Here is a 25,649-nt window from a genome sequence, read left to right as displayed (position 1 = left end):
TTTTCTACATGTGAGGGTTTGTATCGCTGAGCTATTGTCGCTAAATTTTATTTACGAATGGATTTTAAAAAGGTTTGAATATGCCAAAACAATTTCTCGAAGTACAGCAAGATGATTTCATCAAGTTTGGCGGTGAGCGCCTAAATTATTTAGAGATTGAAGATGCGTTAATGACATTGGTGTTGGCGTTAATAGCTTTAAAAATGAAATGATGAAATTGGCTGGTTGGACTGGTGGGGCGTTGACGACGTATGCACAGCGTGCCTCGGTTGCTCAGGCTGCATTTAACAAAATTCGAGAAATACTTCCAAACGTTAAGGCGGAAGAGGAATTAAGAGGATTACTTAAAGCATCGTAATGGTTTTTTGGATGAGCTTTTGAAAAATAAGGGAGAAACGATTAAATCGTTTCTCCCTTATTTTTAAGTGTAAGCTTTTATTGTTGAGCGAGAGCGTACTGATTTACATTATTCAGCGTCAGCAATGGCTCTTACGTCATACTCTTCATCCAATATACGACCAATCACGTTATTGCCTGCAAGGTGATGTGCATATTGCATGTGTAAGCATCGAACTTGATCCCAGTTGGCAATACCGCCAATACCGAGTTTATCAAATAGTGGCTTAAAGCCTTTTTCTTCGATAATGGCTTTGTGTTCATTGCTCATAACTTCCCAGCGTCTTGCTATGTAGTCACGGTGAGAGGCGTAATGGGCTTCTCTTAATTCTTCATCATCCTTAATACGCTGTTCTAGTTCTTTCACCACACCATGGCTTTCTATTTTAGCCAAGGCTTTGTCTATGGCTTTGCTTGAAAGCCAGTAAAGTGTTGGGAAAGGTTGATCAAAAACCCAAGTTTCCATTTCGAGAACTTGTGGTGTGCCGTTAGGAGAGTAATGTGCAATGGCATTAATGCCGCTTGGCTTACGTCCAAGCTGTGCAGTGATAATGTCTATATCACCTTGAGAAAGTGTGTTTGTCATAGCGTCTTATTGTAGTGTGAATGTTATAGAGTGAATGCGGGGAATTTAGCGGCGAATTTTTGTATCCATTCGGCGGCAGCTTCGTTGTAATTAAGTCGTCGGCCAGCCATTTTAGCTTGGCGTCGATAGTGTTCTATCTGAGAAAGTTGCTCGATCATTCGAACACAGTAACACTCTTCTTTAGTCGGGAATTCAATGGCGATAGCGTAACCGTCTGTTTCTTCATCGCACGATACAATACGGCCAGAAACACAAAAGTTCGGATCGATTTCTTCCAATGTGATTTTTACCGAACATCCATTATCAAAAGGATGCGAGGTTAAATATGTGATACCGACAAACCCAGCTCTTCCTTCATCAGTTTGAGGGAAATGCTGATCTTCTATTAAGGTGATTTCTAATGGAAGGTCTCTCGGATGTGCAACAAATTCCATCGCAACAAGCCAGCTACTATTTCAGATATTAACGTTATCGGCCAATGAGGCCGAGTGTTTAAAAAAGAATGAGAATTGTACGCTTTTTGCTCTGCCTGTACAGATGAATTTTAAGATATGTGGAGACATATTCATAACCTGCGCCTATATATAAAATATTGTACGTCTTTTTACTTTCCCTTATTTATTTAACTCTATCTTTGGCGTTTGTTGATAGCAAAGTTTTCCCAGTCTTTTAAGTGCAGCGTCTGTTGTGTTGTCCCAATGCTGTGCGTAATTTAATCTGAAATGATGATTGAACTGAGACGTCAAACTAAAGGCTAGACCGGGTAGCAAACCAATGCCACTTTCGAGTGCCTGAGTATGCAGCGTCATTGCGTCCACTGTATCAGGTAACGAGATCCAAAGTAAAAAGCCTCCTTTGGGCGTGGATGTTTTTGTACCGGTTGGAAAATATTCATTGATTAGAGCTAGACAGCGAGTGAGATTTTCTTGATAGGAAAGACGAGTTTTTCTCAAATGTCGGTCGTATGCACCATTTTCTAAAAAGTTTGCAATGGCTCTTTGAGTCAGTGTCGGAATCGCTAGAGATTGAACATAGGCATGATGTTCAATCTCTGCTTGGAAACGACCACCCACAACCCAGCCGATACGAAACCCTGGAGCGATACTTTTAGAAAAAGAACTGCAATAAATCACTGTATTATTTTTGTCGTCTGCTTTTAGTGCTCGCTCATGTTTATCGCCGTAACTTAACTCTCCGTATACATCGTCTTCAATTAATATGAAATTATGCTGAGTGGACAGTTCAATGAGTTTTTGCCTTGCTTGATGATTCAGTGTGGCGCCGGTTGGGTTTTGATTGTTTGGCGTCACAACACAAGCTTTGATTTGCCATTTTTGAGCCGCTTCTTCGAGCAAGTCCAAATCTAGCCCAGTTTCTGTTGAGCAGGGGATTTCGATGGCTTTTAAATTTAGGTTTTCGATTGCTTGTAATACACCATGATACACTGGGCTTTCTATGGCGATGGTGTCTCCTGCTTTTGCGACAGCTTGCAAAGAAAGCATTAGTGCATTTTGACAACCTAATGTAATGGTAATGTCATCAGGCTGAAGTTGGCAGCTACTATCCAGCATTCGAATGGCAATTTGTCTGCGTAAACTGAGAGAGCCAGGTGTGAATTCATAAGAAGCACAAATTTCAGGCTCTAAGCGCATAAGGCGGCCAACGGATCGTTGTAGTTGTCGAATAGGTAGAAACTGACTTTTTGGAATTGCTGCACCAAACTGGGTGATGTGTTCATCTTGTGATGCATGCAGTAATCGCTTTAATAAGGCGTGCATAGAACCATCGTTCTGAGTCGGCTCGATTTTTGCAGTCGCAGTTGTTTGTCGCTGGTTCTCTTGTACGAAATACCCTTTTTGTGGACGAGCTCTTATGACGCCTCGATCTTCTAAAAGACTATAGGCTTGTAGAACGGTGGCGACACTGACTTCCATTTGCTTGCTGGATTTACGAACCGATGGAATCTTTGCTCCTGGTAAGAAAATACCTTCATGAACTTGGTGTTCAATTTGGTTAGCAATTTTTTCGTAAAGAGGGCAATCCATAAAGCGCAGTTCGAATTAATAAAAATAGAGTAGAGCAATCTACCAGATCGATAGATTGAAATAAATCTATGTTAGCGTCAGTTTTTTATCTTCGTTATATAAAAAATTCAAATATGTATCGTTTATAGAGTGTTATTTATTGTCAATAAAGTAGGATTGCTTCTGTGTAAATGGTCAGCTTTTTTAGTGGCCGTGCTTTATTCAGGCAAGGATTGTTCTGATAATTTAAAAGGGATCTAAACATTTTAGAGGTTGATTATGTCGTTGTCTGTTATCCAAAGAATTCTGTTTGGCTTTGGTGTCTTGTTGTTACTTTTACTAATGATTGCTGCATCTGGTTTTGTCGGCATTAATAAGGTTGAGGATAGATTGAATGTTGTGACTGGGAAAGTTGCCAGTATTACCTCTACTAGCCATGCCTTGAAAGAAGATCTAAGTTTGGCTAATGGTGCTGTATTACGGTATTTGTTGAGTAAATCCCCTGATTCATTAGAAGCATTGTCAGAAAGCTTTATCGCTTCTAAAGAGAGCTTTGTTAAGGTTTCAGGCGTGTTAGGTTCTCAACTTGAAGATTTTCATATAATGAACGACGCATTGAAAAATATTAATACTGAAGCAGAAAACTTTTTTAGTTATACCGACATGGCGTTTTCTAACCACAAAACAATGTTGGATATGCAGGCGATCATTGCCCTTGAAAAATTGGATTTAAAAGACGCTATTATTTTTGCCTCTGAAGATTTAGCAATTTTAGAAGAAGATGGTGAGGACTTTGAAATTCAATTCTCAGCTTCTTATATGCAGAGCCAAGTGCAAAGCTTACAAGTTTCCGTTAATGATTACTTTGATTTGCGTAGCTTAGAAAAAATGCAAGATTTGCGTGATTCTATGGCAGCAACAATTACTGGAATAAAAGACAAGCAAGCTTATCTAAAAAGTGAAGACATTGATGGTCTGATTGCTGAGATAGAATCGGGTGCATTAGCTGATAATGGTGTTATAGCGAAGCGTTATGAAAATTTTCGTTTAGAGCTAGAGTCTGAAGTACTTGCGAAGCATTTATCCGACAGTATGGAAGTTGTCAGTTCTCATTTGGAACTACTGTTGTCAGAAACAGCATCAATGAGTGAAAAGGCAAAAAACGAAGCCAGTGACGCTGCATCTTTATCAACACTGATTATAGGTATTGTGTTGGTTGTTTCTATTGCAATCGCAGTATTGGTTGCTTTGTGGGTAAGTCGAAGTATCCGTTTGCCATTAAAAGAAGTGATGACGGTACTAGGGAAAATATCTGATGGTGATTTCACACAGCGCAGTACGGTGAAAACCAAAGATGAATTTGGTGAGCTTTCTGGTTGGGTAAATGGATTGGTTGCGAAACTGCAATCTGTGATGTTAGAAATTGATCAAGCCTCCAACGAAGTGTCTACTTCAGCCGGTAGCAATGTTCGTTTGGCCAGTGATTCAAAAAAACTTATGGGCGCTCAGAATGAAAGAACGACAGAAGTTGCTTCCTCCATGGATGAGATGGTCACAGCGGTGAACCAAGTGGCTCAAAGTTCGGAAGTTATTCTTCATCAAATTCAATCTGTTGATGAAAGAACGAATCAAAATCGTGCTCAAATGGATTCAAATATCGCTCAAATTGAGCATCTTCTAGTAAAAATTGAAGAATCTACGTTGGTTGTTAACCAGCTTGATGAGCATTCTAAAAATATCGATCGTATTTTGGATGTTATTCAAGAAATTGCTGAACAAACAAATTTGTTGGCACTGAATGCCGCAATCGAAGCGGCTCGAGCTGGTGAACAAGGTCGAGGTTTCTCTGTTGTTGCGGACGAAGTTCGTACCCTAGCGACTCGTACTCACAATTCCACTGAAGAAATTCAACAGGTGATTGTTCAATTGCAGCAAGGCGTGACGAAAACCGTTGGAAGTATGGAAGAGAGCCGTAAGAGTGCGATATCCAGTGCTGAAGAGGCTCGTATCGTGGGCTCTTCGTTAACTGAATTGCAGGTAAGTATGGCTGAAATTCGTGACTTGAGTACACAAATTGCCGCCGCAGCGGAAGAGCAATCTGCTGTTGCGCAAGATATTAGGCATAATGTATTAGAGATATCGGAAATGTCTGAACAAGCATCACAAGGTTCCGATCAAAGTGAGAAAGACAGTGAAGGTTTGTCACAGCTGGCTTCTCATCAGAAGCAGCTTCTTAGCCAATTTAAAATTGTTTAATAGTGTTTCTAAGGTGGGTTGCGTTAACATACACGCAACTTAATTCTTTGGAAATAACATCTATGTCGATTTTTATTGGCGATATGCTGCCCCATGGTTCGTTTCAAATCATGGGAGAAGAAGGTCCTGATACAGTGGATGTAACAGAATTTTTCTCAGGAAAAACAGTGCTTATGTTTGCTGTTCCTGGTGCATTTACTCCAACTTGTAGTGCGAGTCATTTGCCTGGTTTTGTCGTGCATTACGATGCATTGAAAGAAAAAGGTGTTGACGAAATTGTTTGTCTTTCCGTTAATGATGTTTTTGTTATGCATGCTTGGGGTGAGGCAAATAATGCTGAAAACCTAGTCATGGCATCAGACGGTTTGGCTGAGTTTACCTGCTCTATGGGGCTGGAATTGGATATCTCTGCTGCTAAAATGGGTATTCGAAGCCGTCGTTACGCTATGCTTGTTTCAAATGGTATTGTTCAACAGCTTTGGTTGGATGAACCGGGTGAATACAAAGTTAGCTCTGCTGAGTACGTTTTGTCTCAGTTATGAGCTATTGCTTCAGAGCCTAAGTTAGAAATTCAAGTAAAAACGCTGTCAGTCTGTTATTCGACTGGCAGCGTTTTTTTATAGCGAAAGTTTTATTGGTTGTTTCTTTATTCTATTGTTTCTTTGTTTGATGGTAGGATTCATTACTGTGCGCTGACCTTTAGGAGAAAAAATTATGTCTAGCATCATGGTGTTAAATGGTCCTAACCTAAATTTACTTGGAACTCGTGAGCCAGAAACATATGGTCATGAAACATTGGCCGATGTCGAAGCTATGTGTCGCGATGCTGCATCCGCTCTAGGTTATGATGTTGAGTTTTATCAATCAAATCATGAAGGTGCATTGATAGATCTTATTCATGAAGCTGGCAGTAAAATGAAGAAAGGAGAGTTGTTGGGGGTTGTGTTTAACCCTGGCGCTTATACACATACTTCTATCGCATTGCATGATGCGATTAAAGGAACAGACGTTCCTGTTATCGAAGTGCATATTTCAAATGTTCATGCCCGTGAGTCTTTTCGACACCATTCTTATATTTCTCCTGCTGCAACCGGTATTATTGTTGGTTTGGGCGTTCAGGGTTATGTGTTGGGGATTCAAGGTTTGGTGGCTAAAGTGACAAATTAAGTAGGCGTTTTTTAAGTGTCTAATAACAATTTGTTATGAAAAGAAATGCCGGAAAATGAACACTCTCCGGCATTTTTTAATGCAATGACATGCTGGTGTTTTATGATTTCTCAGTTACTTGGAACTGTCCGATAAGTGAATCTAGTTTCAATGCTGACAATCCAACTCTGGATGAACGGTTTTGTAGAGCTGCAATAGAGCGTTTCATTTGTTCAGTAGCCACTCCCATTTCTTGTACTGTGTTAGCGTTTTCTTTGTTACTGTCATTGAGTAAAAGAATCGCTTCAAACATAGAGTCGACGAGTTCATACAAGGCTTCATCGCCCGTATTGCTTTGCTCATTGGCCTGCAGGTTTCTATCGACGTTTTCAGCCCCTTTCTCCATAAAGCTTACAGCATTGCTTGTTTCTTCTTGAATTCCTTCAAGCATAGCTTGTATTTCTTCTGCAGCTAATGCCGTTTTTGATGCCAAGCTGCGAACTTCGTCCGCCACGACAGAGAAACCTCGTCCATGCTCGCCTGCTCTCGCGGCTTCAATTGCCGCATTTAAAGCGAGTAGGTTTGTTTGATTTGTTATGTCAGAAATTGTGGTAATGATTCCTGCGATTTCATTGGTTTTCTTATCCAATGATTTGACTGAGTCTGCTGTAGTTGTTACTACGTCCCGTATTTCTTGAGTGCCACTTTTAGCTTCTTTTAAACGAGACTGAGTTTCTTCAGCAACTTGTTCCATCGTTTTTTTAAGTTTTTGAGCTGTTTGAGAAGCGCTTTGGACTTCCTCAACTTGTTGTTGAAATACCTTGAGCATACTTTCTACTGACGATTCGAGATAATGGGATGCTTGTCTTGCTTCTTCATTAGTTCGAACCATGAAGTCGTTTGATCGTTTTACATTAGTACTAGCGGAAATAACTTGTCCCATTGTGCTATCAAGGTTGTCGATGAAACTGTTCATCCATCTACCCATATCACCAGTTTCATCATGCTCTAAGTTTTCATTAAGGCGTTGTTTTAAGTTACCTTCACCTTCAGCAATGGTTTGAATCATCTCTGTCATTTGGCTCATGTTACGGCTTATCTTTTGAGTACTTAACTTATTGAAAAAGAATCCAGTCAGCGCAAGGCTGGCAAAAGCGGCCGAGCTAATCATCACAACCGATAGGTTAGTGTATGCTTGTAAGGTCGTGCTCACGATTAAAGGAAGGCTGGATGCTAGAAGGTAACTTTTGATTAGCTTTTGATTGATAGAGCGACGACGATAAACTTCTTCTAAGTCTCCTTCGCACATCATCCCCCAAGTGTCTGGACTGCCTTTTAATTGGAAAGTTACCCCTTTTCCAATCACTGGAATGTGTCGGTAATCAGAATAGCCCGGATAGGTAACAAATAGATTTTGACCATTTTTAATGGTTTCTCGTACACCGGGGTGTAGTTCTTTAGTCGCGGGGTCTGTGAAGCGAATTTCAAATTCTGTGTGATGCCTTACTTTTACGGTTTCCCAATTCGTCTTGATACCTCCTTTTAGATTTTCACCATGACTAAAGGTGCTATCTTCAAAGCGAGATCGAGATAGGGCAGTACCGGGTAAAATGTTTTGGTCGTGTTCTGACTTGACCATAAATAAATAATTATCGCCTGACTCTTTGTAAATATGGCCAGCTTCGCGTTGGATTAAATCGCCTAAAACATCATTAGGAACACGTGCGCAAACAGCGCCAACACTGATGCCATTTTGTTTTATTGGGAGGTAAAACATGAGTGTCACGGCATCATGAAATTTCGAACTTGAATGACCTATGCTAACTGTATTTTGATCAATATAAGGGCCATGAAGGAAAGGGTTACTTAACCCTGCGGTGACGGCTTTGGCTTCTAAATCTGTTTTGTTGATACGTTCTTTTGCTGTGGAATTAATAACTTTTCCCTGAACATCAATGACAAAATATTCAGATACATCAGGTACGATGTTTTTCCTTTCTTCAAGCGCATTTAATTTTATATTAGGAAATGAATTTCCAACCATGTCCAATAACACTTCTAACTGGGACCATTGGTTGTTTGCCCAAGAATTGAGTAACTTAACTCGTGTATTTGCGATTCCCTCAAAGGTTTTTTCAACATTCTGATACATCTCCTGGTTCAAATAACATGACCAAAAAAGAGATATCCGACCTGTATTGCCGAACCAAGGTAGCCAACGACGTTCTTTTTGAGAGAGAAACATCTGGCTGCTTTTCAAACTCATACTGCTTTTAGAACTCATATTTATATCTGCTCCATTGCATTCAGTGTCCGCCTCGTTGCGTTCACCTTAAAGATGAGCTTTAAAAAGCAATTTTCTGACCACTATATTGCTAGGTAAATATTTTGGTTTGATTCTCTGGAAAGCTGTAAAGAAACCTTATAATTCGACTGCTTGAAAGGTAAAAAACAGTGTTTTATTTAGCGTTTTTTGCCATGTTTCGATACGAAACGATGGTTTCATTTTTTATTTAGATGAAACCGAACTGAAATGAGGCGCTTGATCTAGGTGTGATATTTTTTGCTCATTTTTGGTGCGCAATATCTGTAACTCTGTATCACTCCAACATAAATCGCGTTCACAGAGAGCTGAGAGAAAAACCCGAAATATAAATGCATTTACTGTGTATATACTTTGGGTCTAATTGATTCTTTTTAATAATTTTCTTGTGTCGCGAACGCTATTCGAGTGAGGTTTTCTGGTGCATTATTTTTGACGACGATATTGTCTTCAATACGAATTCCACCATAAGGCATAAGGTGTTTTATCTTAGATAAATCACAACCATGATTGGAATTCTCTGCTTTCATTTTTTCTATCAACATTGGAATGAAGTACAAGCCTGGCTCTATAGTGATGACCATGTTTTCTTTTAATGTGCGAGTTAAACGCAAGAAGGGGGCTTTATCATCCGGTAAGCTTAGTTTTCCTGTTTGGTCAACTTGATGCCCGCCCACATCGTGTACTTGTAAGCCAAGTAAATGACCTAATCCGTGAGGAAAAAATACTTGTGGGATGTTTTTAACTAGCTGTTCTTCAACACTTAATGAGCAAATTTTGTGTTCATGCAATAAGGTGGCAATTCCTCTGAGCGCTTCTTGGTGTAAATCTCTAAAGGCCACGCCAGATGTGGAATTTTGACAAAGTTTCTGTTGCATCTCATCCATATCATTAAGTAAAGCACTGAATTCATCATCATGACGAAAAAAAGTGCGAGTGATGTCACTGGCGTAACCATGCTCACTTGCCCCTGCGTCAATAAGAAGTGTTTGAGATCTTGTATTGTGTACGATGCTTTTATGCTCGTAATGCAATACTGCGGCATGTTCATCTAAGCCAACGATACCAGGATAAGGTTCTTGAGCGGCTGTTTGTTGGCTGGCTTGTAAAAAAGCGAGATGAATGTCGAGTTCACTCATGCCTGCTAAAAAGGCGTCCTTTGCGGCGAGATGACCTCTTACGCCTCGAATGCTGGCGTTGCGCATTGCTTGAATTTCAAATGGCGTTTTTACCGCCTTTTCAAAATCAACATAAGCTTTTAAACCATCGTAAGGTGTTACAAAAGGCATAGGCTTTGGACCAAGCCAGGCAGTATTCTTAGGTAAATTAGCAAACCATTTGTCGTCTTTTCTAGCGGGAATGATAGTCCAATATTGCTGCCATTCGCCTTTAGGAACTAAATTAGGCGCGTGCCAGAAATCATCACGAATGGGCCAAATTAACGTCGGCTTTTCTCCCGTTTTTAAAATAATGTAGGTTTCTGCTCCCAGAGAAAAAGGAAGCCACTGCTGCGCACCAGAATAAGCATGGAATGGGTGAGTATGGTCATCTTGGAAGTAGTAACTTTTTTCTCCTGAAGCCAATACGATAGCGTCGATATTTAAATGTGCCATGGCTTTTTCATAACGACAGCTGAGAAGTGTTAAATGATCTTGATAGGGTGTGGTAGTCATAACGAAAAGCTCATCTTTATCTAAAAGGTAAAAAGGTGATAGTAAAATAACTATAAAGTTTAAACAGGAGTTTCGTGTTTATTTAATGGGTAAATGCACTAGCGTGACGTAATTTTTTGAGTTGTCTGTTTGTGTTGGGCCCACTTTGAATATTTCGAGGCTATACCTGTGACGGTTTACTTTTAAACCGTTTAGTCTCATGAAGTTATAAAGTACGTGCCAAGCTAAAGATAGGTTCTGATAGCAGCCGACATATCGTAAATGAAGATAGTTACCATGCAATACGATTCTTTCAGGGCAAAGCACGCAGGGCACAATATTTTGTACGGGAACGCCTAGGCGGCCAGAAAAGTAATGATGAGCAAGGTCTACTTTTTTATAGAGTGCAAAACAAGGGCCTGCTGGTGGATTTTCTGGCCCCAACTCAGTGACTAAGTCATGAAAGCCTTGATCCATTTTCTGTGACATAGGTTGGTTACTGACAACGAAAGGTCGTGTTACTGCATCAATATTACGTAAACGAGTTTGACCAAGCCATTCAAAAACAGGTGTATCCTCTTCGTTATTATTAATTTCTTTATATTTTTCCAGATGTGCTAAGAGTTTTAATAATGCTAATTCAACATCTTTGCTTGCTCGCATTGTGTAGTCTGTGCGCAACCAACGTTTAAAAAACGGTAAGTTTCCGGTTATTTGAATGGTGATCAAAGTTCGTTCTTTTTGCTTGGTTAAATCAATGTTGAAATGAGTGTCGCCAGGATAGAAAGCCATTGCTTCTAATGTGGTGTGGAAATACTGAGCACTTGATCGAGCCGGTTCTAAAGTCATGTAGCCATCTCTAATAAGAGGGCCGTGCCAGCTTAAACAGGATGGAACAACGGATAATACGCCGGAATTGAGATACTCGTATGTCACTTTTGAATCTGTGTCATAAATTAACCAAGGTAACCAATTGGCCCAATTTGTTAAATCGGCTAAGTCATCAGCAACCAGCTGAATAGGAAGCTCGATTGACCTATTGTAACGGTTGGAAAAACGACCATTAGATAAGAATAAGTAAGAAATTAAAAGCACACTAAACAATGTGATTAGGGATAACATGACAACCATATTTTCTCATCCTTTGTTTCTTATGTGTTTAGATTGGAAGGCGTGTATCTGCTAGCATTTATAGATAGATAAGACGAAGAGTGCTTTTCACAGCATAGAGTCTACTGCCACTCTTTGGCAAGTAGGCGTAGATAGATAAATGGTTGTTTATGAGGAGCTTCTAATGTTAAGCAAAAGCTTTAGTCGAGTTCTTTGAAAGTAGTAAAGCTGCTTCACTGTGATAAATCGTCGAAGGCGCAGATTAAAATAGTAAGATAACCTGAATAATTGATGATTTTTTGTTCATTACATTGAATTAGCTAACAAAAATGCCATCGCTGTCTTGGCATAGTGTTATCATGTCGCTATAATGCAAATCGTTTTTAGGGCCTGTAGCTCAGTTGGTTAGAGCATCCGACTCATAATCGGCAGGTCGAGTGTTCAAGTCACTCCAGGCCCACCACTAAAAATAAGCCTCTAGATAGTTAGTTAACGCTAAATTCTAGGGGCTTTTTTATGTTTTTAGGAAGTGCTCGCAGTATTATGTTGAGCTTTTAATGATCAATATCCTTCGTATAGTTTGATGGCTTGGCTTATACTGTTTGTTTGATAAAATGGTCGTTATATCTTGCTGGAACCGTTATGTTTTTGAAAGCCAACCTCAAAGTTTTACTCATATTGATTCTCTTAACGCTTTCTGCGTTTTTTTTGCATCGTTTTGGCTTTTTAAACAGCTCATTGCCTCTTCTCGACGAGCGTAACCATCACTCATTTCAATCCGTTTCAACCAGTAAAGTCGTTAATAGTTTGGTCAGTAGTAAAGGTTATACATCATTGCAGTGTCACCTTGATGTTGCTGAAGGCTTTAATTTATGTGGTTTGGCACTTGATGTAAAAAGCAGTTTAGGCAAAGGCATCAATGTTGGGCGTTACAATGATCTTGAGCTTGAGGTTATCTACAAGGCTCCGTTTGAGAGTCCTAAAATTAAAGTGTCTTTTAGGAATTTCCATTCTAATTATTCTCGAATTGAAGATCCAACTTCTTTCAAATTTAATACTATTACTTTTTCCACTGAGAAAAATTTAGGCACTTTGACGGTGCCTTTAGACGTATTTCAAGTTGAAAATTGGTGGGTAGAGCAATATGACGTTGATTTTCAAAATAGCCAAGTAGACCTTTCGAATATCATTTACTTGGAGTTCTTGAGTCACAGTATGCCCGTGTCAGGTGATTATGAAATAATGTTAAAAAACGTCACTTTGAAAGGAGAATTGATCTCCGAAAACAGCTTATATAAGTTGATCTTTGCGGTTTGGTTGCTTGTTGGGGCGATACTTCTAGTCAGACAGCACTTTAAGTTAAATGAAATATCCAAGCGCGATATGTTAACGGGTTTGTTTAACCGACGTGGTATTCAAAAGAAGCTGAATAGTATGTCGTACGATCATTCAGCCTACATGTTTTATCTAGACATTAATGGCTTTAAAAATATTAATGACACTTATGGCCATGATGTTGGTGATAAGTTATTGATTTGCTTTAGTCGGATGCTCGAAAGGAAAGCAGAGAAGTTCCAAGCTAATAGTCATTTATCTCGCTTCTCAGGCGATGAATTTTTGATCATTTTTTATGATCTTAATAGAGAAGATATGTTGGCGTTAGCGTATGCCATGACTCTTAAGTTCCAAGAGCCTATCCCTATTGATTCATACAAAATTCCAGTTTCTATTAGTCTTGGTGTTGCGAAAGCGGAGCATGTGAATAATAACTTCGACACCTTATTGGCGCACTCTGGTGCTGCTATGTACCATGCGAAAAATAATCGCCTGCTTTCTTTTCAGGAGTTTGATAAAGCCTTTTCTGAAAATGTGTATTATAAAAAACGTGTTTCAGAGTTTATCAAGGAGGCATTGGATAAAGATGAATTCTTCCTTAATTACATGCCAATCTATGAGGCTAAATCTTTAAAAATTGTCGCTTTTGAAGTGTTGCTGCGTACCCATTCTGAAAAGATGAAATCCATTGGCCCTGATGTCTTTATTCCTGTTGCGGAAGAATACAACTTGATCAGAGAAATTGACTTGTGGGTGTTAGAAAATACGTTCAAAAATATCAGAGACAACTTTGAGGTTTTGTCTGATAAAACGCCGACGTTTTGTATCAATATGTCCTCTGAAGAGCTGAATAACCCTCTTTTTATCAGTTCTTTAAGGGACTTACTAGATAAATACAATATTCCACCTGCATGGATTGAATTGGAATTAACAGAAACAAGCTTTGTCGAGATCGGCCAAGAAGGAATTAACATACTGGAAAGTATTCGATCGCTTGGTGTGAAGATCTCATTAGATGATTTTGGAACGGGCTATATCTCCTTTAATCAGTTAGTAAATTACCCTGTTAATGGACTGAAAATCGATAAGTCCTTTGTCGATCTATTGGAAACAGGTAAGAAGTCTTCTGAAATTATTATTCAAGCGATTCTTGCGATGGCGGAGTCTTATCAACTTGATACTGTCGCAGAAGGCGTTGAGACGGTGGAGCAATTTATGTATTTACGCGAGCTTGGTTGCCATAATATGCAAGGGTATTTATTGAGTAAGCCAGTACCTTGGTTAATAGCAAAAGATGTATTGCTCAACCCTGAAACCGATAAATTTAAGAAGCTCAAGTTACTGGACGACTAAGTTTATATTTACTGGCCATAACAGAGCTATTACCTCTTACATACTGAATCTTACGTACAAAAAATTATAACAAGGAGAGTTCGAGTGTCTTTTCTTTCCAACCTGAAAGTTTCCCAATCTATTACTATCGTAGGTGTTTTGCCTTCCTTGTTTGCCATTGTTATTACGGCATTTTTAGTTTTAGATTTAAATAAACAAGTCGATGAAGGCTTGGTCGCCGAAGATATGGTCAAACTCTCTGAATTATTAGATGGGGTTGCTCATAATTTTGCTGTAGAAAGAGGATTGAGTGCTGGCTTTTTAGGCAGCCAAGGTCGAAATGGTAAAGAGGCGTTAGCAGCACAGCGTAAAACGGCTGATAATGCTGAAAACGCTTTAAAAAACATCCAGCCCGATGCGTTTAATATCCTTTCTTTGCAAGAATTAGATCGTCTCAGAGGCCCTGTTTTGTCGGCATTACGTGATAAAACACGAGTTCGTCAAAAAGTGAGTGCCCTTGATGCAACGAACAATTCATTTGCTTTTTACTCTGAAGTGAATAGACAAGCGCTGAATGGCATCCAAATGGTTATCTCGGATGTGAAGAATCGAGAAATTGCCAAAGCATTAGAATCGCGTTTAAGTTTGTTGTGGATGAAAGAGCGTGTCGGACAATATCGAGGTGCGTTAAATGGCGTGTATGCCGCCAAAACAACGACAGCAAAACGCCAATCACAAATTGCCGCTTTTATTGAAAACGAACAACATCAGCAAGAGCGTTTTAATATGATTGCCACAGTAGGTGTGAAGTCTTTATTGAACGCGGTGATGACTAAATTGCAATGGCAACAAGTCGAACAAGCCACAGAGCGTTTTTTAAGTGCGTCAGATGTGTCGGTTGTTCAAGGCCCTGTAGGCTGGTTTACGTTGGCGACCAGTAAAATTGGTTTGATAAAAAGTGTGGCGGATAATATTAGCGTAGAAATACAGCATTTAAGTGCTGAATTAACCTCGACAAGCCAGTGGTATCGGAACGGTTTAATTATTGGTTTTGTTTTGCTGATTAGTCCGGTTATATGGCTGGCGCTTGTGTTGACGCGATCCATTTCATCTCGAGTAGAGCGTATTAGTGAGACGCTATCGAATGTTTCTGAGCATCGCAGTCTGGTTGGCAGAATAGAAAACACATCCAACGATGAATTAGGTCAAATTATTCAATATTTGAACAGACATTTAGATCATCTCAGAAATTCCTTTGGCTTGATGGCTAACATGGCGTCAGAATCAAAAGAAAGCATGACGGTACTGAGCGGTTTTTCTCGCAGTGCATTAGAAGAAACGAAAGAACAGTTTAACCAAACGGACTTAATGGCATCCGCCGTAGAAGAAATGTCGTTGACCAGCAATACGGTTTCTCAAGATATGTTGCTGTCTGCTGAGGCCACCGAAAATATTCGTCAGCAAAGTACGCAAGGCTCTCAGCGCATGGAAGGCATTTTACTGTCTATTGAGAACCTTTCTAAAGAAGTGGAAGGTGGTCATGCTGCCGTTCAATCCGTGACAAAAAATACTCAGCAAATCAGCACCATTTTAGAAACCATTGAAGACATTGCGGATCAGACCAATTTACTGGCGCTTAACGCCGCCATTGAAGCCGCACGAGCGGGAGAGCAAGGAAGAGGTTTTGCGGTGGTGGCCGATGAAGTGCGTACACTTTCACAGCGTACACAAACGTCAACGGAAGAGATTCGAACCATGATTGAGGCCTTAGTTGGCTCCGGTGATACCGCCTTACGATCTATGTCTCAATGCACGAATATAGCGACAGAAACCTCTGATATTGTTAGTGAGAATGCCCGAATGCTGCAAGGTTTGTTTGATGCGATTGAGCAGTTGGCGCAAACGATAGAGCGGGTGGCTACGGCTTCTGAAGAGCAGTCACAAGTATCAGAAGAAATAAATCAGAACATTCAAAACGTCAGTGCAAGATCAGAGCAGATTTTGAAAATGGTGAATCAAACAGATGAAGGTGCTACCTTTGCAGGTAAACGCTTTGAAGAAGTGTTAACAGAAATATCTTCTTATAAACTGAAGTAAATGCTGACACGAAAAACTTAATACATAACGCCGAATAAAAAGCCGTTAACAACAAGTGTGTTAACGGCTTTTTATTGTTCAACGATGACGCCTTAAAAGAGGTTAATCTTGCGTAGGTCGACGGTTTCTTCGCGCTGGCGCTAAAGGCTTGCTGCGCAGACCTTGTCCTTGTGTGACATCGGCTTTTGGCGCTTTGGCCTTGTCCGTTGGACGGCGATTACCAGATTTAGGTGCATTACCTTGTTTTGCACCATTACCATTTCGTGAACCACTGTTTTGATCACGAGGTGATTGTGCTCTTTTAGGCTTGTTTGGTTTTATTGGGCGATTGTCTAGTTGTGTGTCTGGCAACATGTGTGTCGGCATGAAATCGTCTTCATAACGACGCTCAATTAGTTTCTGAGTCAAACGCTCAATCGCACGCAATTGATCTAGTTCGTCAGCAGCAACCAATGAAATCGCTTTACCTGTTGCGCCAGCACGGCCTGTACGGCCAATACGGTGAACATAGTCTTCTGCTACGTCAGGTAGGTCAAAGTTTACTACGTGAGGCAGCTGTTCAATATCTAAACCACGAGCAGCAATGTCTGTCGCGACAAGAATTCGAATACGGCCATCTTTAAAGTCAGATAACGCTCGAGTGCGTGCGCCTTGGCTTTTATTACCATGAATGGCACTGGCACGTATGCCAGCGTCTTCTAGCATTTTGGTTATTTTGTTAGCGCCATGTTTGGTACGAGAGAACACTAATGCTTGATCCCAACGACCGTCTTTAATCAATTGGATCAAAAGCTCTGTTTTACGTTTCTTGTCTACTGGATGTAACCATTGCTCTACAGAAACGGCAGTGGCATTACGCGGCGTGACAGAAATCTCTACTGGATTGTTAACCAAGCCTTTGGCAAGTTGGCGAATTTCAGGAGAGAACGTTGCCGAGAATAATAGGTTCTGACGTTTCTTTGGCAGAATTGCTAATATTTTTTTGATGTCATGGATAAAGCCCATGTCCAACATGCGGTCGGCTTCATCCAAAACAAGGATTTCCAGCTTATCGAATCGTACGGCTTTTTGATTGTACAAATCCATCATACGGCCAGGTGTTGCTATTAAAATATCGGCACCACGACGCAGAGCCATCATTTGAGGATTAATTTTAACGCCACCAAAAACAACCGTGGATTTAAGAGATAAGTGTTGGCCGTAATTTTTTACGCTTTCCGCTACTTGAGCGGCTAATTCACGTGTTGGTGTTAATACCAATGCACGAACCTGGTTACTTTGTGCATTTTCACCATGGCTTAGTAATTCAAGCAAAGGTAAAGTGAAACCGGCTGTTTTGCCTGTTCCCGTTTGGGCTGCGGCCATCACATCTTGACCTTCAAGAATGGAAGGTATTGCCTGAGCTTGTATTGCGGATGGCTCAGTATAGCCTTGGTCTTGAATGGCTTTTAAGATGGGGGCAGAAAGCCCAAGTTTGTCGAAACTCATAGATGTTCTCATGTTTTATCAAAGGCGGGTGCAAAGCTGATCGATCAGGTATGCAATAATTGTGCGAAGCTTACCCTATATCGGCTCTACATACTATCAAGCTAGATTCTTTTTACGTCCACGGAGACCGCTAACTGCTGTGATCCACCGCCTTCAAAGATAACTCCCTGCAACGGTGTGACATCAGAATAATCTCGTCCCCAAGCGGTCACAATATGCTGATCACTTGGCATCAAATCATTAGTTGGGTCAAATTCAATCCAACCTAGTTCCGGAACGAAAATGGCAAACCAAGCATGGGAAGCATCTGCGCCAACTAATTTTTCTTGTCCCGGTGGCGGTAAGGTTTCTAGGTAGCCACTCATATAGCGGGCTGGAATTCCAACAGAGCGTAAGCAGCCAATCGCTAAATGGGCAAAGTCTTGGCAGACGCCACTGCGTTGTTCGAGTACTTGTTCAAGTGGCGTCGCAACGGTTGTGGTATGTGGGTCAAATTTGAACTCAGTAAAAATTTTATGAGTGAAAGTTAGTGCAGCTTGTAAAACGGGTTTGTTATCAACAAAAGTGCTTTCAGCGTAAGCTTTTAGCTCTTCAGAATGACGTATTTGAGGCGAGTCTAATAAATACTCTTTTGCCATGCGTAATTCAGGTGTGTTCGGCTCTTCCAATAATGAGCGTAATTCGCCACAGGTTATGGTGCTTTGTGTGGGCAGTTCAAGCACATTTAATGGTGTTATGTAGAAGTCTGTTGTGACATCCACAACCATTTTTTTATGGGCTTCTTGAATAGAAAAATAAAAGGTCTGATTCCCAAAGTAATCTTCGCCGTCGTTCTGATAAACTGGCGGCGGATTAATTTGAATTTTGTGATTGGTGCACTGCTGGTTTTTCGTGTCTCTTGGTAGCAAGTGAGCCATGTTGTAGCATAGGCTAACCGGCGCGCCATAAGTGTATTCTGTTATGTGGCGGACGCGATACTTCATAGGTCGGTCTCCTCAATGGCTTTTATTAACGATTGAGGGCCAGCAGTATGGTCAAAATACTTCTCACTGATCAAAACAGTAAATTGTTCCAGCTGTTCTAGTAATTCGGTCATTAGTTGCTCTAAAGATAAGCGACTGTTTGAATCTTCATCGACCTTGGCAAGAGCTTCTAAATCGGCAAGCTGAATGTCATTAAGCGATTTGATAATAATCTTATTTTCAGGACTCAAACCCGCTCTTGTTGTTTGGTTTCTCGGTAGTTCTTTAATGTACTTACGCAATTGTTCTACCTGATAAAGCAATGAGCGAGGATTGGTGCCATCGATCATCAGTAAATCCAATCCATAAGCCACACGAGCTCGATTACGATAACGACGGCGGAATGAAATTAACGCTTCCACGCTGAGTAAAACCGATTCGAGAATTTGTTGCTGAGGAACCGATGATAAAGGTTTGGTGAGAGCGGAACGAAGCAGCGTTGCTGTTTGTAAAGCGCGTTCGGTTCGGCGACCAATTTCTTGGAAGGTCCAATCAAGCCCGCGCAACATGCTTTCGTGATTTAAACCAGATAAAGCGAGCAAGGATGTCACCAAACTGTCTAGTGATTCTTCGGGCGCTGATGGCAAGCCATTCAGGTAGGCGCGATCTAACTCGTGAATATGATCCCGTAATTCATTAATGATGATTCGGGTGTCGGCGGAAAGCATTTCCTTTACTTGCTCGCCACAACTGAGCATCGCTTGTAAGTTGGCTTTTATTGATCCTGCACGGTTGCCATCGGTAATAATGGCAACCAATTCCTCTTCAGGATTGGCAAGCAACTCTTCATCGGCTTCCATAAAGCCAGGTAAGCAGCCAGTTTGGATTGAGGCCATTTCTAGAAGTGTGCGTCGACTTTCATCTGGCAATGGGTCGATACCATTCATTTGTTTAAAAATGGTTCGCAGTAAACGCATGCTGACTTCAGCACGTTCCGCATAACGTCCCATCCAGAATAGATTCTCAACGACTCGACTTGGTAAATTCGCTTGTAGCGCTTCATCTTGAAGTAGTATTTGCTCTGCAGTACCTGTTGTTTGTTCTTCAGGTTCTGCCGCTATTACCCAAGTGTCTTTTGATTTGGAGGTCGAAATATTAGAAACGATGGTTTCTTTCGCAGATTCCCCCGCGCGGGATAATCCTCCTGGCATAACGGTGTAGCTCGTTGGATTTGCAACGGTGAAAGCACGTAATAAGCTTGGTCTCGCTTGCGTTTTTCCATCAAGCCAAATTGGAGCCATAGAACCCGGAATATAACTTTGAGCCACATAAAGGTGAGGGCGCTTTTTGATTTTTTCTATGGTGTCCGATTTTTGTTCTGTCGTTAACAGATGACCGTAAATGCTATTACTGTCATGGCGACGAATCGCTGGTTTGATAATTAAGTTGCTGATGTTTGAAATAACATAAGCCAAATCCGCCTTGTCTCCACACCACCAAGAAGAAACAGAAGGTAAGGTGAGTTGCTCGCCCATTAAGAAGTCACTGATCGCGGGCAAATATTTCACCAAAGCAGGCGCTTCTAAAACGCCACTGCCTAACGGATTCGCTAATACGACATTGCCTGCGCGAACCACTTCTAACAACCCGGGTACGCCAAGAAAAGAGTCGGCTTTTAGTTCTGCTTGATCGCAATAAACGTCGTCAACGCGACGTAAAATGACATCAACGCGAGCCAAACCATTTAAAGACTTCATCCAAACTGCACCGTTTCTGACAGTTAAATCACTGCCTTGAACCAACGGAAAACCAAGATAGTTGGAAAGGTAGGCTTGTTCAAAATACGTGCTGCTTAAGGCTCCAGGAGTAAGCATGACGATGCGCGGTGTGTCGGTCCATTCACATGCGAGAGTCGACAGCATGTTTTTAAATGACTGGAAAAAGCCAGCAAGTCGACGTACTTGGTTTTCTCTAAAACTGTTCGGAATAACACGAGAAACAACCGTGCGGTTTTCTAATGCGTAACCTGCACCGTGAGGAGCTTGAGTTCGATCGCCAATGATTTGGAATTGGCCTGATGGGCCACGAACCAAATCCACTGCATGTAACAATAGGTCGTGTTTACCAGGAACCGTTATTCCGTGACATTGACGTAAAAAACCGGGATGACTAAAAATTATTTCTGAAGGGATAATGCCACTTTTGAGTAGCTCTTGTGGGCCATAAATGTCTTTGAGTATGAGATCAAATAAAGTTGAACGTTGCGTTAGACCTTGTTCAATATTGATCCATTCGTCTGTTGGAATGATATTTGGCATAAGATCCAACGACCAAACACTAGGAGTCAGTGGGTCGCTGGTTAAATTATACGTTGCACCGTCTTCGCGAAGAATACGCTGGGCTCGACGTTGTCGATCGAGCATTTCTTCGCTGTTCAGGTTGCCCATGCTTTGTAGTAGCGATTTCCAGTGCTCTCGCGGCTGGCGATCTTCCGTGAAGGCTTCATCATAAGCGTTCATCGGTGTGTCATAGGCGGAAGATAACGTCGGTTTTTCATCCATAACCGACGTTACAAAGTTACCTGATTGAAATTGCATAATGTGCTTGTGCCTAAAAATTAAATATTAGAGAACATTATACTTCTTCCTTAGGTCTAATGTATGCGGATATTCATTCATTGGTTCTTCCGCTGGTGGTGACATTGGACGAGACTCTTTACCATTTTCATGAAAAGGAGCTAATTCACTAAATATCGAAGCCGGAGACAAGGTGCCTTGGGTAAAACCATGATCCCAAAAACGGTTTACGCGGCGAGCTTCGGCCTCATTACTGTTAACCGGTACATTGTCATAGGTTCGACCACCTGGATGCGTTACATGATAAGTACAACCGCCAATGGACAAGCCATTCCATGTATCGATTAGGTCAAATACTAATGGCGCGTCTATACCAAGAGTAGGATGTAATGCAGATGGCGGCGCCCATGCTTTATAGCGTACCGCGCCGACAAACTCGCCTTTACGTCCTGTTGATCGAATTGGCACTCGACGACCATTACAGCTCAACACGTATCGACCTTCCGTTAAACCTGATAGTTTGACCTGTAATCGCTCTACGGATGAATCAACATAACGTGCTGTGCCTGACCCTGTTATTTCTTCTCCAAGAACATGCCAAGGCTCGATAGCCCAGCGCAGTTCGATTTCCATGTCGTCGATTTTCTTACGACCATAATGAGGGAAACGAAACTCTTCAAAAGGAGCAAGCCATTCGAGTTTGAATGGGAAACCGTGACGTTGTAAATCCAAAACCACTTCTTTGACATCTTGCCAAACGAAATGCGGCAGCATGAATTTGTCATGCAAACTCGTGCCCCAACGAACTAATGGTTTTTTATAGGGTTCTTTCCAAAAACGAGCGACCAAGCAACGAAGTAGCAACATCTGCACAAGTGACATGTGCGGATGTGGCGGCATTTCAAAACCACGAAACTCTAGTAAGCCTTGTCGACCACTGGCGCTGCCAGCCGCATAAAGTTTATCGATACAAAATTCTGATCTATGTGTGTTGCCAGTGATATCGACCAATAAATTGCGCATCAGTCGATCCGCTAGCCAAGGTTCGTCGACTAAGCCTTCAGGCATGTTTTGGAAGGCAATCTCCATTTCGTATAAGGCTTCATCTCGGCCTTCGTCTGGACGCGGTGCTTGGCTGGTTGGACCAATAAACATACCTGAGAAAAGGTAAGATAAGCCCGGATGGTGTTGCCAAAAAGTCACTAAACTTTGCAGTAATTCAGGACGACGTAACAAAGGGCTGTCGGCTGGTGTTCGTCCACCAAGAGTGACGTGATTACCGCCACCGGTTCCTGTGTGTCTGCCATCGAGCATGAATTTTTCTGCACCAAGGCGAGATAAGTAAGCTTGGTGATAAAGTGTTTCTGTATTGTGAACCAGCTCCTTCCAGCTGGCTGCCGGATGGATATTTACTTCAATGACACCTGGATCTGGTGTGATCAAAAATTTCTGTAAACGAGGATCTTTTGGTGGCTCGTATCCTTCGATCACAATAGGAAGGTCTAATGTTTTAGCGACGTATTCCATGTGTTCTAACAGAGTGACAAAATGCTCAAGATGCGTCATCGGCGGCATGAAAATATGCAAACGTCCGTCTCTTGGTTCAATGCACAAAGACGTTCGAATGATATTTTTTAGTGCCTTTTCAGTTGCTATGGCCGCTTCTTTAGGTTTCTTAGCATTGGCAATATGTTGTTTGGCGACACTGTCCGATGCCGAAGAGTTTGCTTCTTCTGTTTTGTTTGCTAGTGGTTGGCGTGGGTCAAAAGGGTCACGCTCAGGAATACGGTCTTCTTCTGCAACGACAGGCAATGAATTTAATGGCAAACGATAACCCATTGGACTATCACCCGGTATTAGAGTGATGACGTCACTGCGCATGGGCCAAAGTGAGCTTTTCCATGTCGCATCATGACCATTGAACTCTAATGGCAAGACATAACCTGTTGTTGTGCTGAGGCCACGGTTCAGTAGTTTTGCAAGACGGCGTCGTTCTAAATCATCGTTTAAATCCGCTTTCGTTGGGTCAACGTCAGCAGGAAGAGATTGCTCCATCCATAAATAATACAAGGTGTCTTCATAAGTGCTTTGAAGATACTGCTTGTCGAGACTGAGTCGCTCACACAGCAAGGTTCCGAAGGCTTCTGCGTCTTTGATTGTGTGTTTGTAATTGGCATCAACGCGGGCTAAATATTTTGTATCATTCCACAGTGCGACACCATCCGTACGCCAGAAGCAACCTAATGCCCAGCGCGGAACTTCTTCGCCCGGATACCATTTGCCTTGTCCATAATGGAGTAAGCCATTGGCACCAAATTCTTGTTTCATTTTTAACAGTAAGTCTTTGGCAAGTTTGAGTTTTTCTGTACCTAGAGCCCCCGTATTCCATTGCTCAGAATCCATATCATCAATGGACACAAAGGTTGGTTCGCCACCCATGGTTAAGCGTACATCGCCTTCTTCAAGTTGTTTGTCTACCGCAAAGCCGAGGGCTTTAATGGTTTCCCATTCGCCTTCTGCATAAGGTTTAGTGACACGAGGATCTTCATGAATTCGAGTGACGATATTGCTGTAACTGAACTCACATTCACATTCGTCTATTAACCCTGTAATAGGCGCCGCAGAAGCAGGTTCTGGTGTACAAGCCAGTGGAATGTGACCTTCGCCTGCAAATAAACCTGACGTTGGATCAAGACCAACCCAGCCAGCCCCCGGTAAAAATACTTCACACCATGCGTGTAAATCGGTGAAATCTTCTTCCGGACCGGAAGGGCCATCAAGCGCTTTTACGTCAGAGGTAAGTTGAACCAAATAGCCAGACGCAAAACGTGCCGCAAGACCAAGGCTACGGAGGATTTGTACGAGTAGCCATGAGGTGTCACGACAAGAGCCTTTCTTTAGTGTCAGTGTTTCTTCGCAAGTTTGCACACCGGGTTCTAAACGAATGCCGTAACCAATATCACCCGCTAGTCGACTGTTTATGGCCACTAGAAAGTCATTGGTTGGTGTACTTTTACGATCAACGGTGGATAACCATTTATCCAATAACGGACAAGACTCAGTCACTTGTAAATAGGGTTCTAGTTCTTTTTTGAGTTCCTTTTTATAGGCAAAAGGAAATTCTTCCGCGTAGCTTTCCACAAAGAAATCGAATGGATTAATGACCGTCATATCGGCAATTACTTCCACCATAAACTCAAGTTTATTGGTTTTTTCTGGGAAGACTAAACGGGTTTGAAAATTCCCAAATGGATCTTGTTGCACGTTAATGAAATGCTTTTCAGGCAAGACAGTTAAGGAGTAATCATGAATTTTTGTACGAGAATGCGCCGCCGGTTGTAGCCTTAAAACATGCGGCGCGACGTTAACAAAGCGATCAAACTCATAGGTGGTTTTGTGCTGTATTGCGACTCTAATAGTCATTCAGCGTCTCCTTGCCTAAATTGAAACCAGTTTTCGGTGATCTTATGGTTAATTTCAATAATGGCAATTTGTAATTCGTTAAGGTGATTGTGGAAGTCTTCGTTTAAATCTTCTGAACTTAAAAGAGGGTATTTAAATTCAAAAATTTTATTTGCTTGGGTGACAATTAGTGCGGCACGAGGTAGTTTTTTTGCTGCTTCACTGATTTGGCCAAAACAATAATCTAAGCTTCGTGGGAAGCAAGGGTCATTCATTAAAAACGTCGCTGCCTTCGCGCCATTGATTGAGGTTCTTACTGTGCGTCGGTAATCGAAGTAAGCGCTTTGAGATTTGAGGACTTTTGACCAAGTTACTTGCCCAAGCTGAATCCTGGCTTCTGGTTCAGATTGCAACATCAAGGAAACCGCTGCATCTAGAATTCGTGTGCCCATGTCAGCTCGTTCAAGATAGCGTCCCATAATCAAGAAATGCCAACCGGAGTCACGACTCATTGCGCCAGCAAAAAGGCCAATGATTTTTTGACAGCCTTCAATGATGGTGTTCAAGAAAAGGTGACGTTCTGAACGGTTAATGCCTTGTTTGATGTTTTTCTGAGCGTATAAGTCTAGCTCATTAATCAGCTCCCAGGTTTCTTTAGGCACCACATCACGAGTTGTTCGGATGTTTTCCCGAACCATTTTAAGTGAAGACAGCATGGAATTGGCGTTGGTGTCGTCCGCCAATAAAAATTTTACAACATTGCGTTCATCTTTAACCTTGTAACGCTGTTCGAAAAGCTCTTCACCACTGAGTATTTCGATTAAGTTATACCAAGACACTTCAATGTCTTTGGGTAAGTCGAATAATAAATCGTCGTACACACTGACCAAACGAGCAATGTTTTCAACGCGCTCCAAATACCGTGCGCTCCAATATAAGCGTTCTGCGACTCTAGATAACATGA

General features: G+C 41.5%; 18 protein-coding genes and 1 tRNA gene. 8 read left to right on the top strand and 11 right to left on the bottom strand.

Annotated features, from left to right (window positions below):
* The first annotated feature begins 80 nt into the window (after positions 1-80).
* Positions 81-212: a hypothetical protein gene (locus MUS1_RS16340; RefSeq protein WP_281171196.1), complete on the top strand. Its 132-nt coding sequence runs from the start codon at positions 81-83 to the stop codon at positions 210-212.
* Positions 209-358: a hypothetical protein gene (locus tag MUS1_RS16250; protein ID WP_245595795.1), complete on the top strand. Its 150-nt coding sequence runs from the start codon at positions 209-211 to the stop codon at positions 356-358. Before MUS1_RS16340 ends, MUS1_RS16250 begins: the two co-directional genes overlap by 4 nt.
* A 108-nt stretch (positions 359-466) precedes the next feature.
* Here MUS1_RS16250 and MUS1_RS10280 read toward each other — a convergent pair whose 3' ends face one another.
* From MUS1_RS10280 to MUS1_RS10270, 3 genes are all read right to left on the bottom strand, one after another.
* Positions 467-982 carry a DUF501 domain-containing protein gene (locus MUS1_RS10280; RefSeq protein ID WP_036162210.1) on the bottom strand — a complete coding sequence of 172 codons (516 nt, stop codon included), beginning with the start codon at positions 980-982 and terminating at the stop codon, positions 467-469.
* A gap of 23 nt (positions 983-1,005) precedes the next feature.
* Entirely contained in the window at positions 1,006-1,416 is a 411-nt protein-coding gene (locus tag MUS1_RS10275; RefSeq protein WP_036162208.1) for a hypothetical protein, read from the bottom strand.
* Between the two features lie 180 nt (positions 1,417-1,596).
* Positions 1,597-3,027 (bottom strand): aminotransferase-like domain-containing protein, encoded by a 1,431-nt coding sequence (locus MUS1_RS10270; RefSeq protein WP_036162206.1) that lies wholly within the window; start codon positions 3,025-3,027, stop codon positions 1,597-1,599.
* 258 nt (positions 3,028-3,285) lie between these two features.
* On the opposite strand from MUS1_RS10270, the gene MUS1_RS10265 reads away from it, so the two are divergent.
* The 3 genes from MUS1_RS10265 to aroQ all read left to right on the top strand — a co-directional run bounded on the left by MUS1_RS10265 (position 3,286) and on the right by aroQ (position 6,429).
* Positions 3,286-5,262 carry a methyl-accepting chemotaxis protein gene (locus MUS1_RS10265; protein ID WP_036162204.1) on the top strand — a complete coding sequence of 659 codons (1,977 nt, stop codon included), beginning with the start codon at positions 3,286-3,288 and terminating at the stop codon, positions 5,260-5,262.
* Between the two features lie 62 nt (positions 5,263-5,324).
* Positions 5,325-5,804: a peroxiredoxin gene (locus MUS1_RS10260; protein ID WP_036162202.1), complete on the top strand. Its 480-nt coding sequence runs from the start codon at positions 5,325-5,327 to the stop codon at positions 5,802-5,804.
* Positions 5,805-5,976: 172 nt separating this feature from the next.
* Positions 5,977-6,429 (top strand): type II 3-dehydroquinate dehydratase, encoded by a 453-nt coding sequence (gene aroQ, locus MUS1_RS10255; protein ID WP_036162201.1) that lies wholly within the window; start codon positions 5,977-5,979, stop codon positions 6,427-6,429.
* A gap of 100 nt (positions 6,430-6,529) precedes the next feature.
* Here the strand turns inward: aroQ and MUS1_RS10250 are convergent, their stop codons facing one another.
* The 3 genes from MUS1_RS10250 to MUS1_RS10240 form a co-directional block, all read right to left on the bottom strand.
* Positions 6,530-8,692, bottom strand: coding sequence for a methyl-accepting chemotaxis protein (locus tag MUS1_RS10250; RefSeq protein WP_245595794.1), 2,163 nt, complete (start codon positions 8,690-8,692; stop codon positions 6,530-6,532).
* A 413-nt stretch (positions 8,693-9,105) separates the two neighbouring features.
* The gene (pepQ, locus tag MUS1_RS10245; protein WP_036162199.1) at positions 9,106-10,404 is read right to left on the bottom strand and encodes a Xaa-Pro dipeptidase; all 1,299 of its coding nucleotides are present in this window, start codon (positions 10,402-10,404) and stop codon (positions 9,106-9,108) included.
* 78 nt (positions 10,405-10,482) lie between these two features.
* Positions 10,483-11,514 (bottom strand): SRPBCC family protein, encoded by a 1,032-nt coding sequence (locus MUS1_RS10240; RefSeq protein WP_036162197.1) that lies wholly within the window; start codon positions 11,512-11,514, stop codon positions 10,483-10,485.
* A gap of 365 nt (positions 11,515-11,879) precedes the next feature.
* Between MUS1_RS10240 and MUS1_RS10235 the strand changes: the two genes are divergently transcribed.
* From MUS1_RS10235 to MUS1_RS10225, 3 genes are all read left to right on the top strand, one after another.
* Positions 11,880-11,956, top strand: a tRNA-Ile gene (locus MUS1_RS10235).
* A 179-nt stretch (positions 11,957-12,135) separates the two neighbouring features.
* Complete coding sequence (locus MUS1_RS10230; RefSeq protein WP_036162195.1) at positions 12,136-14,181, top strand: putative bifunctional diguanylate cyclase/phosphodiesterase; 2,046 nt, start codon at positions 12,136-12,138, stop codon at positions 14,179-14,181.
* An 84-nt stretch (positions 14,182-14,265) separates the two neighbouring features.
* A complete protein-coding gene (locus MUS1_RS10225) occupies positions 14,266-16,257 on the top strand; it encodes a methyl-accepting chemotaxis protein (RefSeq protein WP_036162194.1) in 1,992 nt (663 codons plus the stop codon).
* A gap of 102 nt (positions 16,258-16,359) precedes the next feature.
* Here the strand turns inward: MUS1_RS10225 and MUS1_RS10220 are convergent, their stop codons facing one another.
* The 5 genes from MUS1_RS10220 to MUS1_RS10200 all read right to left on the bottom strand — a co-directional run bounded on the left by MUS1_RS10220 (position 16,360) and on the right by MUS1_RS10200 (position 25,647).
* Complete coding sequence (locus MUS1_RS10220) at positions 16,360-17,745, bottom strand: DEAD/DEAH box helicase (RefSeq protein ID WP_036162192.1); 1,386 nt, start codon at positions 17,743-17,745, stop codon at positions 16,360-16,362.
* A gap of 101 nt (positions 17,746-17,846) precedes the next feature.
* Positions 17,847-18,728: a transglutaminase family protein gene (locus tag MUS1_RS10215; protein ID WP_036162190.1), complete on the bottom strand. Its 882-nt coding sequence runs from the start codon at positions 18,726-18,728 to the stop codon at positions 17,847-17,849.
* Positions 18,725-21,304: a circularly permuted type 2 ATP-grasp protein gene (locus tag MUS1_RS10210; RefSeq protein WP_084035601.1), complete on the bottom strand. Its 2,580-nt coding sequence runs from the start codon at positions 21,302-21,304 to the stop codon at positions 18,725-18,727. Before MUS1_RS10210 ends, MUS1_RS10215 begins: the two co-directional genes overlap by 4 nt.
* Positions 21,305-21,331: 27 nt before the next feature.
* Complete coding sequence (locus MUS1_RS10205) at positions 21,332-24,706, bottom strand: transglutaminase family protein (protein ID WP_036162188.1); 3,375 nt, start codon at positions 24,704-24,706, stop codon at positions 21,332-21,334.
* Entirely contained in the window at positions 24,703-25,647 is a 945-nt protein-coding gene (locus MUS1_RS10200) for an alpha-E domain-containing protein (RefSeq protein ID WP_036162187.1), read from the bottom strand. Before MUS1_RS10200 ends, MUS1_RS10205 begins: the two co-directional genes overlap by 4 nt.
* Positions 25,648-25,649 lie beyond the last annotated feature (2 nt).

Origin of the sequence: Marinomonas ushuaiensis DSM 15871, from assembly GCF_000521805.1 — a bacterium.
Lineage (GTDB): Bacteria > Pseudomonadota > Gammaproteobacteria > Pseudomonadales > Marinomonadaceae > Marinomonas > Marinomonas ushuaiensis.
The sequence above is the reverse complement of the archived record's forward strand: the minus strand, read 5'-3'. Positions and strand labels throughout refer to the sequence as shown.

Bases quoted from the DNA above. Each gene is read 5' to 3' on its own strand.
- MUS1_RS10260 (WP_036162202.1), top strand. From the start codon at position 5,325: ATGTCGATTTTTATTGGCGATATGCTGCCCCATGGTTCGTTTCAAATC.
- MUS1_RS10250 (WP_245595794.1), bottom strand. From the start codon at position 8,692: ATGAGTTCTAAAAGCAGTATGAGTTTGAAAAGCAGCCAGATGTTTCTC.
- aroQ (WP_036162201.1), top strand. From the start codon at position 5,977: ATGTCTAGCATCATGGTGTTAAATGGTCCTAACCTAAATTTACTTGGA.
- MUS1_RS10205 (WP_036162188.1), bottom strand. From the start codon at position 24,706: ATGACTATTAGAGTCGCAATACAGCACAAAACCACCTATGAGTTTGAT.
- MUS1_RS16250 (WP_245595795.1), top strand. From the start codon at position 209: ATGATGAAATTGGCTGGTTGGACTGGTGGGGCGTTGACGACGTATGCA.
- MUS1_RS10280 (WP_036162210.1), bottom strand. From the start codon at position 982: ATGACAAACACACTTTCTCAAGGTGATATAGACATTATCACTGCACAG.
- MUS1_RS10220 (WP_036162192.1), bottom strand. From the start codon at position 17,745: ATGAGTTTCGACAAACTTGGGCTTTCTGCCCCCATCTTAAAAGCCATT.
- MUS1_RS10200 (WP_036162187.1), bottom strand. From the start codon at position 25,647: ATGTTATCTAGAGTCGCAGAACGCTTATATTGGAGCGCACGGTATTTG.
- MUS1_RS10270 (WP_036162206.1), bottom strand. From the start codon at position 3,027: ATGGATTGCCCTCTTTACGAAAAAATTGCTAACCAAATTGAACACCAA.
- pepQ (WP_036162199.1), bottom strand. From the start codon at position 10,404: ATGACTACCACACCCTATCAAGATCATTTAACACTTCTCAGCTGTCGT.
- MUS1_RS10210 (WP_084035601.1), bottom strand. From the start codon at position 21,304: ATGCAATTTCAATCAGGTAACTTTGTAACGTCGGTTATGGATGAAAAA.
- MUS1_RS10215 (WP_036162190.1), bottom strand. From the start codon at position 18,728: ATGAAGTATCGCGTCCGCCACATAACAGAATACACTTATGGCGCGCCG.
- MUS1_RS10275 (WP_036162208.1), bottom strand. From the start codon at position 1,416: ATGGAATTTGTTGCACATCCGAGAGACCTTCCATTAGAAATCACCTTA.
- MUS1_RS10230 (WP_036162195.1), top strand. From the start codon at position 12,136: ATGTTTTTGAAAGCCAACCTCAAAGTTTTACTCATATTGATTCTCTTA.
- MUS1_RS10265 (WP_036162204.1), top strand. From the start codon at position 3,286: ATGTCGTTGTCTGTTATCCAAAGAATTCTGTTTGGCTTTGGTGTCTTG.
- MUS1_RS10240 (WP_036162197.1), bottom strand. From the start codon at position 11,514: ATGGTTGTCATGTTATCCCTAATCACATTGTTTAGTGTGCTTTTAATT.
- MUS1_RS16340 (WP_281171196.1), top strand. From the start codon at position 81: ATGCCAAAACAATTTCTCGAAGTACAGCAAGATGATTTCATCAAGTTT.